The sequence below is a fragment of the Pseudomonas sp. 1121_17 genome (assembly GCF_052850745.1).
The window spans coordinates 168,015-184,195 of record NZ_VXCX01000011.1; the positions used below are offsets into that span (position 1 = coordinate 168,015).

The 16,181-nt window shown below is 64.7% G+C and carries 11 protein-coding genes; all 11 read left to right on the forward strand.

Annotated features, from left to right (window positions below; all coding sequences use genetic code 11):
* Window positions 1-7 precede the first annotated feature (7 nt).
* The 11 genes from FW789_RS19365 (at window position 8) to FW789_RS19415 (ending at window position 16,091) form a co-directional block, all read left to right on the forward strand.
* Window positions 8-3,088 carry a virulence factor SrfB gene (locus FW789_RS19365; protein ID WP_446431902.1) on the forward strand — a complete coding sequence of 1,027 codons (3,081 nt, stop codon included), beginning with the start codon at window positions 8-10 and terminating at the stop codon, window positions 3,086-3,088.
* Entirely contained in the window at window positions 3,085-5,799 is a 2,715-nt protein-coding gene (locus tag FW789_RS19370) for a virulence factor SrfC family protein (protein WP_446431903.1), read from the forward strand. Before FW789_RS19365 ends, FW789_RS19370 begins: the two co-directional genes overlap by 4 nt.
* Window positions 5,800-5,804: 5 nt before the next feature.
* On the forward strand, window positions 5,805-6,842 hold the full coding sequence (locus tag FW789_RS19375; RefSeq protein ID WP_411562422.1) for a hypothetical protein: 1,038 nt from the start codon (window positions 5,805-5,807) through the stop codon (window positions 6,840-6,842).
* On the forward strand, window positions 6,839-8,797 hold the full coding sequence (locus FW789_RS19380) for a vWA domain-containing protein (RefSeq protein WP_103435360.1): 1,959 nt from the start codon (window positions 6,839-6,841) through the stop codon (window positions 8,795-8,797). Before FW789_RS19375 ends, FW789_RS19380 begins: the two co-directional genes overlap by 4 nt.
* 6 nt (window positions 8,798-8,803) lie before the next feature.
* Window positions 8,804-9,502 carry an ABC transporter ATP-binding protein gene (locus FW789_RS19385; protein WP_103435361.1) on the forward strand — a complete coding sequence of 233 codons (699 nt, stop codon included), beginning with the start codon at window positions 8,804-8,806 and terminating at the stop codon, window positions 9,500-9,502.
* Window positions 9,486-10,709 (forward strand): ABC transporter permease, encoded by a 1,224-nt coding sequence (locus tag FW789_RS19390; protein ID WP_411562421.1) that lies wholly within the window; start codon window positions 9,486-9,488, stop codon window positions 10,707-10,709. The genes FW789_RS19385 and FW789_RS19390 overlap by 17 nt, the downstream gene beginning before the upstream one ends.
* 91 nt (window positions 10,710-10,800) lie before the next feature.
* Window positions 10,801-12,249, forward strand: coding sequence for a formylglycine-generating enzyme family protein (locus FW789_RS19395; protein WP_225913088.1), 1,449 nt, complete (start codon window positions 10,801-10,803; stop codon window positions 12,247-12,249).
* Window positions 12,250-12,272: 23 nt separating this feature from the next.
* Window positions 12,273-13,010: a hypothetical protein gene (locus tag FW789_RS19400; RefSeq protein WP_186701422.1), complete on the forward strand. Its 738-nt coding sequence runs from the start codon at window positions 12,273-12,275 to the stop codon at window positions 13,008-13,010.
* A 10-nt stretch (window positions 13,011-13,020) separates the two neighbouring features.
* Complete coding sequence (locus tag FW789_RS19405) at window positions 13,021-13,524, forward strand: hypothetical protein (protein ID WP_101322613.1); 504 nt, start codon at window positions 13,021-13,023, stop codon at window positions 13,522-13,524.
* Window positions 13,525-13,569: 45 nt separating this feature from the next.
* Complete coding sequence (locus FW789_RS19410) at window positions 13,570-14,799, forward strand: vWA domain-containing protein (RefSeq protein WP_446431904.1); 1,230 nt, start codon at window positions 13,570-13,572, stop codon at window positions 14,797-14,799.
* Between the two features lie 8 nt (window positions 14,800-14,807).
* Window positions 14,808-16,091: a hypothetical protein gene (locus FW789_RS19415; protein WP_446431905.1), complete on the forward strand. Its 1,284-nt coding sequence runs from the start codon at window positions 14,808-14,810 to the stop codon at window positions 16,089-16,091.
* The last annotated feature ends 90 nt before the right edge of the window (window positions 16,092-16,181 follow it).

A 16,181-nucleotide genomic window follows, 5' to 3' on the forward strand; every position in this document is an offset into this window, starting at 1 on the left:
GCAGAAGATGTTGCCCGAAATCACCCAGTTCGAAGAAACGGTCACGCTGGTCAGCGATACCGGCATTCAATTCATGGATTTCGCCCTGCGTCTCGGCCCGGACGGCGAGCAAGCGGGCAAGTTCGTCCAGCTCAACAACGGCATGGTGCCCACGCGCCTGCTGTGGTCGCGCGAGTACAAGGACTTCTACGAGCCGGAGCCGGACAAGGTCGTCCAGGTCGAATTCGACAGCAGCGACGACAACCACTTCCGCGTCGCCATGGAAGAAAGCCTGAAGCTGTTCGATGGCGTCTGGCTGCCGTTGCCGTTCCTGCGCTTCATGGCCCCGCATCGGTTTGACGAAGGCCCCAACAACTGGTCGCGGATGCGCCTGGTAAAGCTGGCCGAGCCGGACCTGGACGGCAATACCCATCGCCTGACGCTGGCCTTCGATACGCGCATCATGGCCGCCGTGGCCGGTGCCCATTACTTGGCGCCGAACGAAGAAGACGTGCGTTCCGGGGTCGATTTCAAGCTGGCCTGCAGCGCCCGTGAATACGGCTGGTTCCTGACCCACGGCTGGATCCGCGAGTGGCTTGCCGAGCTGTATGGCGAAGCCCGCGCCGAGTGGACCCGCGAGCGCCTTGAACGTGATCTGCAGGGCAACCGTCACCTGGCCCACTACCTCAACCTGCTGAGCCTGTTGCGTCGGCCGGTGCCGGCTGAGCAGAGCGTCGAGAAGCCGAAGGTCGAAATCCCGGAAATCAAGGTTGTCGCCAACGAGATTCAGGGTGTGGTACAGCCAATCCCGGTCGACCTGGTACTCGATGTGGGCAACTCGCGCACCTGCGGCATCCTCATCGAGGACCACGGCCAGGCAGGCTCCGGCATGCGTCACAACTATGTGCTCGAACTGCGCGACCTGAGCGAGCCGGAGAAGGTCTACAACGAAGCCTTCGAGAGCCGCGTCGAGTTCACCCAGGCCTACTTCGGCAAGGATAATTTCTCGGTCAAGAGCGGCCGCCACAATGCCTTCCAGTGGCCGACCATCGCCCGAGTCGGTGGCGAAGCCGGACGCCTGGCCAGCCGACGCCGCGGTACCGAAGGCTCGACCGGGCTGTCCAGCCCCAAGCGTTATCTGTGGGATGAAAAGGCCTACGGCCATGGCTGGCGCTTCAATACCTCCTACGTCAAGAGCGACAAGGAGCCGCTGGCCACCGCCGCACCGTTCGCGCACCTGATCAACGACCTCGGCCAGGCCCTGTACCTGCCGCCGAAGAACGACATGCCGGTGTTCACCCCGCGCTATTCGCGCAGCAATCTGATGACCTTCATGCTGGCCGAAGTGGTCACCCAGGCGCTGGCCCAGATCAACAGCCCGGCGCAACGTTCGCGCCAGGGCCACGCGCGCGTGCCGCGCCGCCTCAACAGCATCACCCTGACCGTGCCGCCAGGCATGCCTCAAGCCGAGCGCAGCATCCTCAGCAACCGCATGTACGAAGCCGTCGGCCTGGTCTGGAAGAGCTTTGGCTGGCATGCCGGCGAGAGCAACCCGTTCAAGGACAAGAGCATCGTCCCGCGCACGCCGCTGCCAAGCATCCGCGTCGATTGGGATGAAGCCAGCTGCGGCCAGCTGGTGTACCTGTACAACGAGGTCAACGAGAACTTCGCCGGTCATCCGGAAGAATTCTTCGCCGCCCTCGCCCGCCCGGACAAGCAGGAAGCCGAGCAGATCACCCTGGCCACCATCGATATCGGCGGCGGCACCACTGACCTGGTGATCACCGACTACCGCCTCGACCGTGGCAACAACGGCGGCGCCGGGGCCAACGCGCACATCGTGCCGAACCAGCGTTTCCGCGATGGTTTCAAGGTGGCTGGCGACGACATCCTCCTCGACGTGATCCAGGAGTTCATCCTGCCGTCGTTCCGCAAGGCCCTGCAGGGCGCTGGCGTGAGTGCGCCGGACGCGATGATGTCGCGCCTGTGCGGCAACGGTGATGCCTCGGCGCAAGAGCGCATCCTGCGTCAGCAGCTCAACCTGCAGATCTTCGTGCCGCTGGGTCTGGCCCTGCTCAAGGCGTACGAGAACTACGACCCGGCGCAGCCGCAGGACGTCGTCGAGCAGACCTGGCAAGAGGTGCTGGGCACTGCCGTGATCAACGACAGCGTGCTCGAGTTCGTCAATGCCGCAGTGCGCCGCGAAGTCGGCCGCGAAGGCACGCTGGAGCTGCTGCAGACGCCGATCACGTTTGACCTCGAGCAGGTCCATGCCGCCTTCATCGGCGGCCAGATCAACATCACCCGGATCCTCGCCGAGCTGTGTGAAGTGATCTCGCACTACCCTTGCGACATGCTCCTGCTGACCGGCCGACCGTCGCGCCTGCCGGGCATTCAGGCGTTCATCCGCCAGCGCCTGCCGCTGCCGCCAGGGCGCATCCTGCCGCTGCAGAACTACCGCACCGGCGGCTGGTACCCGTTCCACCGCAACGGCCTGATCGATGATCCGAAGAGCACCGCTTCGGTAGGCGCGATGATCTGCCTGCTGTGCTCCAAGCACAGCGTGCCGAACTTCTATTTCCGCACCGTCGAGCTCAAGCCGTACTCGATCATCAAGCACTTTGGCCAGATCGACACCGCCGGCACCATCAAGCATGCCGACGTGTTCTACCACAACCTGCAGTCGGCCAAAGGCCGGATCGAACTGCCGATTGTTGGCGAAGGCGAGCAGCGCGGCACGCCGTGGCTGGAAATGCGCGGCGACATGCACCTGGGCTATCGGCAGTTGTCGGCCGAGCGCTGGTCGGCCTCGCCGCTGTACACCTTGCGCTTCACCCCGCGCGGCAGCAGCGCGTTCTCCAAGGCACTCGGCAAGGGCGGCGAAGCGCCGGTACTGCGCGTGCGCCTGGAGGTCGAGGAGCCGTCGGACCAACTGCTGGAGCAGGGTTTGATCAGCGACAAGCTGATCATCTGCGACCTGCAATCGAATATTCAGGATGCCGATTTCGATTACGACCGGGATCTGGAGCTTGCCCTCAATACCATGCCAACCATGAGCTTGAGTGACAGCGACTATTGGCTCGACAGCGGGAACGTCAAAGGAAAATGAGCGACCTTACGCCGAAGCAACAACAGTTGATGAACGCCTGGGGCGCTGTCCATGAAGGCGCCGGCCAGGCCCTGTCGTGGATCGACCAGGTGCGTGGCAACGCCGCCAGCGTGGAAGCCGAGGCCGATGGCCTGAGCCTGCGCCTGCGCCAGGCGCGCAACCGCGCCAAGGACCTGCGCAAGGCCGCGTCGACGCCAATGGTGATCGGCTTCTTCGGCCTGTCCCAGGCGGGCAAGTCGTACCTGATCTCGGCCCTGGCGGCAGATCAGCGCGGCCGGCTTGAAACCGACTTTGGTGGCAAGACCCTGGACTTCATCGAGCACATCAACCCGACCGGGTTGGGCAAGGAAGCCACTGGCCTGGTTACCCGCTTCAGCCGCCTGGCCAAGCCCAGCCCGGATGCCAACTACCCGGTCGAGCTGAAGCTGTTCAGCGAAGTTGAAGTGGCGAAGATTCTCGCCAACGCCTGGTTCGAGGATTTCGATCAGGAGAAGCTCGACTACAGCTTCACCGACGATAGCCTGCAAGCGCTGCTCAAAGGCTTCGAAGGCCGCGAGCAGGAGCAACTGCATCCCGGCGTCAACGGTGACGACGTGGTCGCCTTGTGGGACTACCTCAAGGGCAACTACGAAAAATCGGTACGCAAGCTCGATGACCATTACTGGCCACGAGCAATCAAGCTCGCGCCGCACCTGAGCTATCGCCAGCGCGCCAAGCTGTTTTCGGTGCTGTGGGGCGAGCAGCCAGCGCTCACCGAAGTGTATGAACTGCTGGTCGGCGGCCTGCACAAGCTGGGCTTCCCCGACACCGTCTATGCGCCTTTGAGCGTGTTGGTAAAGGACGACAACGGCAGCTACACGCCGACCAACAGCATCATGAACGTGGATATTCTTGGCCGTCTCGGCACCAGCCGCGATTTGCCGGTGAGCGTGCTGCCACTGCACGGCGACAAGGTCCAGAGCAGTGTCGGCCTGACGGTCGCCCAGCTCGCCGCGCTGACAGCCGAGATGACCTTCCGCCTGATCAACAGCCCCAAGGACCCGGTGGTCGAAGCGGTCGATTTGCTCGACTTCCCTGGCTATCGGACCCGGCAAAAGCTGCTGCGCCTGGAAGACGCTGCCAGCCCGGACGCGGTCGAAGAGGTCAACCCGGCCTCCAGCCTGATCCTGCGCGGCAAGGTCGCCTACCTGTTCGAGCGCTACACCGACGCCCAGCAGATGAACGGCCTGGTGCTGTGCACCAGCTCGTTCAAGCAGAGTGAAGTGGTCAGCGTCGGCCCGGTGCTGACCCGCTGGATCCACAAGACCCAGGGCGCCACGCCAAAAGAACGCGGCCAGCGCACCCCGGGCCTGATCTGGGCGCTGACCATGCTCGACGGTTTCATCGGCAACACCCTCGGCCTCAGCGAAGGGCAGCTGCCTGAAGGTTGCGAGAACATGATGAAGCTGACCATGATCGAGCGCTTCGGCGCTCAGGAATGGATGAAAGAGTGGGCCGACAGGCCGTTCAACAACACCTACCTGGTGCGCAAGCCGCGCCTCGACACCGCGTTCATCGAGCGCGACAGCGGCAGCGGCGAAGAAACTCACTTCAACGAGCGCCACGAGTTGCGCCTGCAGCAGCTGCAGCAGTGCTTTGTGCAAAGCCCCTCGGTGCAGCGCCATATCAAAGATCCGGCCGATGCCTGGCAAGCCATGCTCGCCCTCAACGACGGGGGCATCAGCCGCTTCAGCGCCAGCTTCCAAGGCATCAGCGACATCGACTTCAAGCTGACGCGCATCGACGAACAGCTGCGTAAGTGCCGCGCCGATCTGCTCGAACATGGCCTGCATGCATGGCGCGAAGAGGACTTCGAGCAGCTGCTGAACAAGAAGCGCGAAAAGACCCAATACTTGGTGGAAAACCTCGGCGCCGACCCGGATGCGATCTGCGAACTGATCAACGCCCTGCAACTGCCGGACGAAGAGCTGCGCGAGCTGTACCTGGGCGGTGTGTATGACATCAACGGCATCGATGGCGACGCCGAACCAGAGCCGGAGGGCGCCGCCAAAGCGCCGGCCAACAAAGCCCCCGCGATCAACTTCGGCAGCCTGTTCGCCAGCCCGGCAGCCGCGCCATCTGCGCCCGCAGCCCCAGCCAAACCGCTGGCCCAGCGCTTGAATTCGGAACAACGCTTTGCCCGCGCCGCACTTAAAGCGTGGATCTGCCACATGCGCGAGCTGGGCACGCAGACCTTGCGCCTGAACAGCATGCGCATCAGCCGCGAACTGGCCGATGCCTTGACCGAAGAGCTGATCAGCGCCGTGCGCCGCCCGGCCTTCCTCGCACAGCTCGACCAGGCCGTGACCCGCCGCATCATCGGCGGTGCCCGGCGCGACCAGCTGGTACAGCGCCAGGTGATGAACGTGCAGCTGTTGATGCGTGACTTCCTGTCCTGGTTCGGCCTGCTCGCGCAGCCGCTCGGCCAGCGCCCGAGCAGCCTGCTTGGCGACCGCCATCCGGTGTTCAGTTTCTACCAGAACGTCGCCCTCGGCGAACTGCCGGAGCTGCCGGCGCAGCCGTCGCACCAGGAGCAGGGCTTTCACGTCGACTGGCTGTCGGGCCTGGCCTGGCTGACCCAGGAAAACGCCAAGAACGGCGCCGACCCAGAAATTACCACCGAGCAACGCCGCCAGTTGGCGGTGTTGCTGAACACCTTTGAAGCGAGCTGACTGTAATGGGTATCAGAGTTGATGTGCTGCCACTGACCGTGAACACGCCGGGCCATGCCGTGCTGCGGATCACCGGCTGGGAGGGCGCAAGTGACGGCCTGGAGCTGTCCCTGCAGAGCAGCCAGACCCACGAGTTCCTCCACCCCGGCGCACGCTGGGGCAACGTCGCCCATGGCTTCAAGCTCGATGCCTTGCAGCCGGTGGACGGCGCGCCGGGCCTGGATACGCGCATTGGTCCTGAGCTGATCGACCCCTTGCTGGAAGCCAGCGGCACCGCCAACTTCCGCGTCGAGCTGAGCGATCCGCAGCAAGGCCAGAGCGATATGGGCATGCTGCGCATCAACAATGAGGTGCTGCCATCGACTTCAGGTGCACCACAGCAGACGCCGCCCCCGCTGCCGGTTCCGCCCGCACCTGAGCCGGTCGCGCCAGCGCCAGTCAGCGTGCCTGAAGAACCTGTAGCCACAGCCGTTGAACCGGAGCCGACCCCAGAGCCGGTAATCAATACCAGCAAGCCGATCTCCCCTGCTCCGGCCAAGACCGGCAACCGCTGGCTGCTGCCGCTGCTGGTGGTTCTGTTGCTGCTCGCCGCAGGCGGCGCCTGGTGGTGGTTCAACAAACAACCAACCGCACCGGTCGAAGCACCGAAGCCCGAGCCCAAAACCGAACAGCCAGCCCCCCCTACGCCCACTGCCGCCCTGCCCTGCACCCTGGAAAGCATGCAGAGCGAAGGCGAGATCCCGTTCGTCCAGGCCTGCATCCAGAACGCCCCAGGCTCGGCCGCGCTGCTGGAAGTGATCAACCAGGCCAAGGCCAGCAACCACTGCGGCGTTGCCCAGCGGCTGTACGCCAACCGCGCCCAGGGCGGCGACATCGAAATCGCCAGTGCCTATGCCCGCGAGTACGACCCCAAGTACCACCAGCCCAGCGAATGCTTCAAGGCGCCAGACAACGCCACCGCAGCCTACTGGTACGAGACCATTCTCGGTTTCGATGAGAACAACGCCGAAGCCAAGCAACGCTTCGAGGAGCTCAAGCCATGAGCCTGCGCAGCCTTGGCGCCGCCCTGCTGGCCTTGAGCCTGAGCCCAGCCCTGCACGCGGCCGACAAGCCGCTGTTGCAAGAGGGCAAGAAGACCCTGTTCCAGCGCGTGCTGACCACCCCCGGCTGCAAGCTCAGCGACGCTGCAGGCGCTGCGCCGGGCAGCGCCCAGCCGACCTTCAGCCGCTTTTATGTGTACGAGCGCGCGGCGGTGGACAACCGCCAGTGGCTGCGCGTCGGCCCGGATACCCAGGGCAAGAGCATCGGCTGGCTGCCGGGTGACTGCACTGTCGAATGGAAAATGCAGCTGACCCTGGCCTTCACCAACCCGGCCAACCGCGACCGGCTGATGTTCTTCAAAGACCGCAGCCAGCTCGAAGGCATCCTCGATGCGCCCGACCCGGTCAGCAAGGTCGCGCCACTGCGCGCCCAGCTCAAGAACGGCAAGGAAGCGCCCGGGGTATTGGCCCAGGAGCCGGAGTACTTCGTCGACCTGCAGAAAAACTTCTACCTGCTGCCGGTCCTGAGCGGCGAAGAAGTGATGACTGAAGAAGGCTTTCGCACGCGCATCCTCAACGTCGCCTCGGTGAGCAAGGCCGACGCGGCCAGCACCTCGGCACCTGCGGCCGGCAGTGCTGCCAGCCAGGCTGCCGCCAACACCCAGATGAAAGCGTTCAGCGCGGCGGTGGTATTCGTCATCGACTCGACCATTTCGATGGACCCGTACATCGACCGCACCCGCGAAGCGATCAAGCGTGTCTACGCCCAGATCGAGAAGGAAAACCTCGGCCAGCAGGTCAAGTTCGGCCTGATCGCCTACCGTTCCAGCACCCAGGCAGTGCCGGGCCTGGAGTACGTCAGCAAGATGTACGCCGACCCGAACACGGTCAAGGACGGTGCCGACTTCCTCAGCAAGGTGGCGGATCTGAAGCAGGCCAAGGTCTCCAGCAAGGTCTTCGATGAAGACGCCTACGCCGGGGTCATGCATGCGGTCGACAAGGTCGACTGGAGCCAGTTTGGTGCGCGCTACGTGGTGCTGATCACCGATGCCGGCGCGCTGGATGGCGGCGACAAACTGTCCAGCACCGGCCTTGGCGCCGAGCAGGTCAAGATCGAAGCCAGCAACCCTGGCGTTGCTCTGTACACCTTGCACCTGAAGACCCCAAGCGGGGCCAAGAACCACGGCAGCGCCGAAGCGCAGTACCGCGCTCTGTCGACCTACCCAGGCACCAACACCTCGCTGTACTACCCGGTCAATGCCGGTGATGTCGACGAGTTCGGCCGCAAGGTTGACAGCCTCGCCGGCGCCATCACCCAGCAGGTCCGTTCGGCGTACATGGGCGAAGACGCCGTTGGCAGCGCCACCAATGCCAAGGCCAGCCCGGCCGAGCAGAAGATGCTCGAAGACGCCGCGCTGATTGGCCACGCGATGCAGCTGGCGTACCTGGGCAAGGCCAGCGGCACCCAGGCGCCGCCGGTGTTCGAGGCGTGGATCAGCGACCGTGACCCGATCAAGCAGAACGTACCCACCACCGATGTACGGGTGCTGCTGACCAAGGCGCAGCTGAGCGACCTCAGCGACGTGCTCAAGCAGATCCTCGACGCCGCCAACGAAGGCATGATCTCGCCCAGCGAGATGTTCACCCGCCTGCGCGCCGTGGCCGCAACCATGGGCGCCGACCCTAACCAGCTCAAGCAAGACGCCCGCGTGGCCGACCTCGGTGTGCTCGGCGAATACCTCGATGGCCTGCCGTACCAGAGCGAAGTGCTCAACCTCGATGAAGAAACCTGGAAAGGCTGGGACGGCCTGGCCCAGGAGAAATTCATCCGCAACCTGAGCACCAAGCTGCGCCACTACCAGCGTTACAACGCCGATGTTGACCGCTGGGTGGCGCTGGCCCCGGGCGCCGACAGCCGCGACAACGTCTACCCGGTTCCTCTGGAAATGATGCCCTGACCACTTATGCTCGAGATCAAGGGATTGCGTGTGGTCCGCGGCCAGGGACCACAGTCACACGCCGTGCGCCTGGATGCGCTGCAGTTGCGCGCGGGCGAGGTGTGGGCGGTAACCGGCGAGAGCGGCTGCGGCAAGAGCACGCTGCTCGAAGCCATCGGCCTGCTGCTCAAGCCTGAGCGACTGGACTGTTACCTGCTCGGCAGCGAGCAGCACGACGTTGCCCGGCTACTGGCCGGCGAGCAGCATGCGGCCTTGGCTGCACTGCGCTCACGCGAGCTGGGTTTCGTCCTGCAGAGCGGCGGCTTGCTGCCGTTTCTCAGCGTGCGCGACAACATCCTCTTGCCGCGCCGTCTGCTCGGTCTGGACGCGCACAGCCATGCGGTCGACAAAGCCGTCGCAGCATTGAGCCTGACGCCATTGCTCGACAAGCTGCCGCAAGCATTGTCGATCGGTGAGCGCCAGCGGGTCGCCTGCGTGCGCGCCATCGCCCACGAACCGCGGGTGCTGCTGGCCGACGAGCCAACCGCCGCGCTTGACCCACACAACGCGCAGCGGCTGTTCGAGCTGCTGCTGGAGCTGGTCGCCGAACTGGGCCTGAGCGCCTTGCTGGTGTCGCATGACTGGGCGCTGGTCGAGCGCTTTGGCCTGCCGCGTCTGGGCGCGATCAATGGCCAGGGGGAGACCCGTTTTGAACCCTTGGTATAAGCGCCTGGCGCTGCTGGTCAGGCTGTCGCTGGCCGACCTCTGGCATGACCGCAACGTGTCGCTGTGCATGGCCGCGTCGCTGGTGGCGGTGATCGCGCCATTGCTGTTGCTGTTCGGCCTCAAGCATGGGGTAGTTAGCCAATTGCAGCAGGAGCTGCTCAGCGACCCGCGCAACCTCGAAGTGAAGATGCTCAGCAGCGGCCATTACGACCAGGCCTGGCTGCAACACCTGCAACAACGGCCCGAGGTTGGCTTTGCGATTGGCCAGACCCGCTCGCTGAATACCCAGGCCGACCTGCTTGGCGAGCGTGGGCGCTTTGTCGACAACGTCGAAGTGATCCCGACCGCGGCCAACGACCCGCTGCTGGCCAGCGAATTCAGCGCACTGCAAGCCGATCAACTGATCCTCAGCGAGCGCGCGGCACAGCGCCTCGAAGCCAAGGTCGGCGACAGCGTGCGCCTGCGCGTCAGCCGCCGCCTCAACGAAGTCAATGAACGCGGCGAACGTACCCTGCGCGTGCAAGCGATTGTTGCCGCTGTGCGCTTTGCCCGCCCCGCGGCGTTCGTCAGCCCTGAGCTGCTGCTGGATCTTGAGCATTACCGCGACGGCTACCTGGTGCCTGCGTTGGGCGCCGGCAGCGGCCAGTCGCTGGAGGCGGTCGGAGTCGGCTATGCCCGTGCGCGGGTCTATGCGCGCGATATTGACAGCGTCGCGCCGCTGGAGCAGTGGCTCAATCAACAGCGCATCGAGACCAGCAGCCGGCTGGCTGAAATCGACAGCGTCAAAGCCATCAACCATGTGCTGGGGCTGATCTTCGGAGTCATCGCCGGCGCTGCCCTGATCGGCTGCATTGCCTCGTTGGTGGGGGCGTTTCTGGCCAACATCGACCGCAAACGCCGCGACCTGGCGGTGCTGCGCCTGCTCGGCTTCACCAGCAGCGCGGTGGCCGTCTACGTGGTGCTGCAAGCGCTGCTGCTGAGCCTGACCGGGTTTGTCGGCGGGCTGGCCTGTTATTACCTGGGCAGCCTGCTGTTCGACCAGTTGCTCGGCAGCAGCCAGGCGACCGGTGCCTTTATTTGCCATATCACTGTCTGGCATGGCCTGGTGGCCCTGCTGCTGGCCTTGCTGGTCGCTGGCCTGGTTGCCTTGATCGGCGCCGTGCGGGCGATACGGATCCAACCTGCGGAGAGTCTGCGTGAACTGTAAAACCTTTGCTCGCCTGGCCCTGGCGCCCCTCGCGCTTGGCTTCGCCCTGGACGCCGCGGCAGCGAGCTGGGACGAGAAATTCTACAATCCCATGGCCGATGCCGACGATGTCGTGCTACCGATGCCCTGTGACGGCGCAATGGTGTTTCGCAAGGTACTGATCCCGGTGGCCGGGCCGCTCGACGACTACCCGATCAATATCGGCGCCGACAGCGCCGAGTACGGCTATGTCGAGCAGACCCGGCCAGCCTTTATCGCCGGCAGCTTCACCAGCGCCAAGGGCGACAAGTCGCGCTATTACCTGCTGGCCAAGTACGAGATGAGCCAGCTGCAATACCGCGCCCTGACCGACGAAACCTGCCCGACGCCGTCCAACAAACAGCGCCTGCCGGTGGTCTCGATCAGCTGGCTGGACGCCTTGCAGGCCGCCGACAAGTACAACCGCTGGTTGCGCGCCAATGCTGCTGACAAGCTGCCCCGCGAAGACGGCGCGCAGGGCTTCGTGCGCCTGCCGACCGAAGTCGAGTGGGAGTTTGCCGCACGCGGCGGATTGCAGGTCAGCACCGCCGAATTCCGCGACATTCGTTACCCAATGGCCGATGGCCTGAACGCCCATGAATGGTTTGCCGGTGCGCAATCGGCCAACGGCCAGCTGCAGTTGAGCGGCCTGCTCAAGCCCAATCCGCTGGGCCTGCATGACATGCTCGGCAACGCCAGCGAGATGATGTTCGAACCGTTCCGCCTGAACAAACTCGACCGCCAGCACGGCCAGGCCGGCGGCTACGTAGTGCGTGGCGGCAACTACCTGACCAGCGAAGCCGAGCTGCGCACTGCCCTGCGTCAGGAAGAGCCCTACTACAACGCCGAAGGCGCGGTGACCAAAAAAACCAACGGCATGCGCCTGGCGCTGGTATCGCCGACCCTGACCTCACGCGAACGGGTCAAGGCCATCGAGAAGAGCTGGAGCAGCCTGGGTAACGACCAGCCGGCCGCCGACAGCAAGGAAAAAGGCACGGTCAAGGCCCTCGAAGCGCTGGCCTCGAGCGTGCAGGACGAGGCCCTCAAGGGTCAGTTGAAAACCGTCGAAAACCAGCTGCGCGCGAGCAACCAGCAGCAACAGGAAGCCCGCGACCAAGCGATTCGCGCCAGCCTCAACCTGGGTGCGTTCCTTTGCACCAAGATGCTCGACGACGGCCAGTACCTGGACTTTCTGCAGAAAAACTACGCCGCCAACTGCAAGGCCGGCGAAGAAGACCCGACCTGCGGCATGCGCAAGAGCAAGCTCGACGAGCAAAGCGCGCGCCTGCACAAGCTCAGCCGTTACTACGCAAGCTCGCTGGTCGAATCCGGCTCGCTGTATGGCAAGAGCCTGCTCGAAGCGCAGGTGCCAGTGCTCGAAGGGGTGCTTACGGCCAACAACAATCTCAAGGAACTGACGCCGTACCTGCGCGCCCATTGGGCCAACCAGGTGTCGTTCCTCAAGTCGCAGAAAATTGATACCAACGCCTGGCTGAACAGCTGCAAAGCCGTCGCCCACTGACACCACAAGGAAGCGTAATCGTGATGCACAGAAAAACCGCTCGTAGCAGCTCCTGGATGAGCCTGATGATGGCCGCCTGCCTGGTCCTGACCGGCTGCGCCAGTACCGGCAGCTCGATGCTTGGTGACAGCGGCGGCGGCAAGGCCGACCCGCGCCTGACCTCGGGCGCCGACGCCAAGTTCTTCAGCACTTCGGGATACCAGGCCTGCGCCGTGGCCGCCGGTGCCGGCGTGCTCGCCTGCGTACTGTCCAACTCGGGCAACAAGGCTGCCTGCGCGGTGATCGCCGGGGTTGCCGCCTGCGGTGTGGCCATGGGCGCCAACTACTACCTCGACCAGCGCCGCACGCAGTACGCCGACACTACCCAGCGGTTGAACGCGATGACCGGCGAAGTGCAGAAAGAAAACGCCAAGGTGGTCGAGCGCAGCAACACCCTGCAGCGGGTGATTGCCGACGACAAACAGCAGATTGCCGACATCCAGAAGAGCATCAAGGCCAAGACTGTCGACAAGGCCAAGGCGCAGCAGGAGATCGCCAATGTCGATACCAACATCGGCCTGATGCGCAAAGACCTGGGCAACATGAAAAGCCGCGTCACCGAGTTCGAGAAGGTCGCCAAACTCGAGCGTGACGGTGGTGCCAGCCCGGCCGAAGTGCAAAAGGTCGAGGCCGAGATCGCCAAGATGAACAACAAAGTCGTCGCCCTGCAGCAGGAGGTCGACGGCCTCTACAACCAGCGCTCCGCGATTACCCTCGGTTAAGGAACAGCCCATGTCACTTCGTCATTGCCTGGGCCTTGCCCTGCTCGCCAGCCTCGGCGGTTGCGCCACCACTGCCTCGCAGTGCAACGCTACCGACAATAGCGCCAGCCTGGTCAGCAAGCTCAATTGCGACTACGGCGGCGGCTATGCCGAAGGCGTGCGCAACAGCGAGCAGCAGTTGGTCACCGCGCAGGAGCAGAACCGCCAGTTCAATCAGGTGTTCAGCGAGCTCAGCGCCCTGCAGAGCTCGACCCGCCAGGACCTGGCCGGCCAGCAACGCCAGCAGGCCAACCTGGAGAAATCCCTGAACGGGCTGCTGGCCACGCTCAAGAGCCGCCATGGCAACAAGCAGGAAGTGCAGCAGCAGATCGCTAGCCTCGAGCAACAGCTGAAGAACCGCCAGGCAGCGCCAATGCAGAACGCCAGCAGCGCGCAGGTCGAAGCGCGCAAGCAGGAGCTCAAGGCCCTGCAGCAACAGGTCAGCCGTTTGCAGCTGAGCCTGGGTTACGAGTAAGCCCTTCGGCAGCTGCGGCTGCCGATCCTTTTTCAGGATATCCACATGCAGCGGGTCACCCGCGATACCCGACCCGCGCAGGACGATCCGCGGGTGTTGGAACAGGCCATGGCGATCATCGTCAGGCACTTCCCGGCCAGCATCGCTAATCTGTACGCCACCCCGCGCACCGGCCAGGACGGTGTGCGTGAATGGTGGTCGCCGCTGGAAGGCCAGCCGCAGCGCTATCACGACCTTACCAGCGAGCAGCAGATCACTTTGCTGCGCGTCTATGAGCAGCGCCAGGACGCCCTGCGCCAGTTGGTCGGCGAGCTGAAGGAACGCGGCCAGGAGCAGGAGGCGAGCGGGCTGCGCGCGCTGATCGGCCCGGCCAACCTTGAGCACCTGTACAGCGTCAACGGCGACCCGTTGCTGGTGCGCTGGGCGCAGCCGGCGCCGGTCAAGCCAGCAACGGGGGCGGCAGCGCCAGTGCCCGTACCGCGCCCGCGCCGCTGGATCTGGTTGCCGTGGTTCCTGCTGCCCCTGCTTGGCCTGTTGCTGCTGGCCCTGGCCTTGTGGTTTGGCTGGCCGTACCTGCAACGCTGGTATGAACAGCGCGAGCCGGCCAAATTTGCTTGCATGAAAGACGACCAGGCGCTGCCTCCGGAGTTCTCGGTGGTGCTGGACACTTCCGGCTCGATGCTGCTCAGCGTTGCCGCGACGGCAGAGGACGAGCAGTGGTTCTTCCAGAACATCGCCGACCCCGCCATCGACCAGGCCCGAGTCGCCGAGGTCACCCGCGCGCCGGTACGCATCGATGTCGCCAAGCAGAGCCTCAAGCAGATGGTCGATGATCTGCATCCGGCCATCGACACGCGCTTCATCACCTTCGACGGCTGCCGAGCGCCGCTCGACCATGGCCTGTTCACCCCGGCCCAGCGCCCGGCGCTGATCAGCGGCATCGAGGGTCTGGTGCCGAATGACGGCACCGCCTTGAGCGCCAGCCTCGACCTTGCCGCAAAAAGCATGAACGGCCGCGACCGCGATGGCGTGATCGTGATGTTCGTCGACGGCGCCGATGGCTGCGGCGAGGATGTCTGTGCAGTCGCTCAGCGCATCGCCCAGGAGCAGCCGCGGCTGCGGGTCAATCTGGTCAATATCAGCAACAACAGCCTGGCCAACTGCATTGCCGACAGCACCGGCGGCCGGGTCTACAGCGGCGATAACGCCGTGCAAGTGGCGGCCGCGCTGAAACAGGCGAGCCAGGAAGTTTCCAGCAGCAACAACTGCAACTAGGACGAGCGATGCAACGGGTAATTCGCGACAGCCACGCCAGCCAGGACGCCGCCGCTGCACTCGAGCAGCGGGTAGCGTTGATCCGCCAGCACTTCCCGCCGGCCATTGCTCATCTATATGCCATTCCCCGCCAGGGGCGTGACGGTGTGCTGGAGTGGTGGTCGCCGCTGGAAGGCCAGCCGCATGTGTATGCCGAGCTGGGCCGCGACCAGCAGGCAGCGCTGCTACAACGCTATGAAGAGCGCCAGGCCGCAGTCGGTCAGTTGGCCAACGAGCTGCAGCAGCGTGGTCAGACCCAGGCAGCAGGCGCCCTGCGCAGCCTGATCGCGCCGCCTGATCTGGGCAACCTCTACAGCATCAACGGCGAGCCGTTGGTGATCCGCTGGGGGCAGACCGTGCCGGTGGCCGCGCCACCGCCGCCGCCACCGCCTGCACCAGCACCCAAGCCGGCGCCGCCCGCAGCCAGGCCGGCCCCGCAGCCCAGGCCTGCACCACCGCCCAGGGCCGTACCTGCGCGGCGCCTGCGGCTGTGGCCATGGCTGCTGTTCGGCCTGCTGCTGGCGTTGCTCTATGCGCTGTGGTTGAACTGGCCAATGCTGTGGGCGCGCTGGCAGGCCGATCACAGCGCCATGTGCACCCCAGGCGCTGGCTTTCAGGCTTCGGAGTTCGCCGTGGTGCTGGACACCTCCGGCTCGATGAACGAGCGCATCCGCGTCAAGCGCGCAGACGACCCGTGGTACATCAGCCTGCTGGCGAAGATCCCGGTGGTCGAGCAGTTTCTGCCGTCGGGCAAGGCCCCACCGACGACTCGCCTGAGCGTGGCCAAGACGGCCTTGGGCGCGGTCATCGAAGACCTCGACCCCAAGGTGGCGATGCGTCTGGTGACCTTCAACGGCTGCAACTCGCCGATCGACCACGGCGTGTTCGCCCGCGATCAGCGCAGCGACCTGATCGAGCGTATCGCCGGGCTCAATGCACGCGGTGGCACTGGCCTTGGGATCAGCCTGGAGGCGGCAGCGGCCAGCATGGACGGGCGTGAGCGCGATGGCGTCATCGTGATGTTCGTCGACGGCCGCGACAGCTGTGGCACCAGCATCTGCAAAGTCTCCGAGCAGATCGCCCAGAACCAGCCACGGCTGCGGATCAACATCGTCAACATCAGTGCCAGCACCGGCTCCAACTGCGCTGCCGGCAATACTGGCGGGCGTGTGTATACCGCTGATGATGCAGCTGCGGTGGCCGCCGCATTGGAAGAAGCCAGTCGCGAAGTCTCACAGGGCAACGGCTGCTGAAGCGCAAATGGGCGCACGCCGTACGCCCGCTTGCAGCCATGACGTTTTTCAATCGAGTCCATGCCGTTTTCCGCGTTGCCGTGCAAGGCG

Bases quoted from the DNA above. Each gene is read 5' to 3' on its own strand.
- FW789_RS19365 (WP_446431902.1), top strand. From the start codon at position 8: ATGTTGCCCGAAATCACCCAGTTCGAAGAAACGGTCACGCTGGTCAGC.
- FW789_RS19370 (WP_446431903.1), top strand. From the start codon at position 3,085: ATGAGCGACCTTACGCCGAAGCAACAACAGTTGATGAACGCCTGGGGC.
- FW789_RS19375 (WP_411562422.1), top strand. From the start codon at position 5,805: ATGGGTATCAGAGTTGATGTGCTGCCACTGACCGTGAACACGCCGGGC.
- FW789_RS19380 (WP_103435360.1), top strand. From the start codon at position 6,839: ATGAGCCTGCGCAGCCTTGGCGCCGCCCTGCTGGCCTTGAGCCTGAGC.
- FW789_RS19385 (WP_103435361.1), top strand. From the start codon at position 8,804: ATGCTCGAGATCAAGGGATTGCGTGTGGTCCGCGGCCAGGGACCACAG.
- FW789_RS19395 (WP_225913088.1), top strand. From the start codon at position 10,801: ATGGCCGATGCCGACGATGTCGTGCTACCGATGCCCTGTGACGGCGCA.
- FW789_RS19400 (WP_186701422.1), top strand. From the start codon at position 12,273: ATGCACAGAAAAACCGCTCGTAGCAGCTCCTGGATGAGCCTGATGATG.
- FW789_RS19405 (WP_101322613.1), top strand. From the start codon at position 13,021: ATGTCACTTCGTCATTGCCTGGGCCTTGCCCTGCTCGCCAGCCTCGGC.
- FW789_RS19410 (WP_446431904.1), top strand. From the start codon at position 13,570: ATGCAGCGGGTCACCCGCGATACCCGACCCGCGCAGGACGATCCGCGG.
- FW789_RS19415 (WP_446431905.1), top strand. From the start codon at position 14,808: ATGCAACGGGTAATTCGCGACAGCCACGCCAGCCAGGACGCCGCCGCT.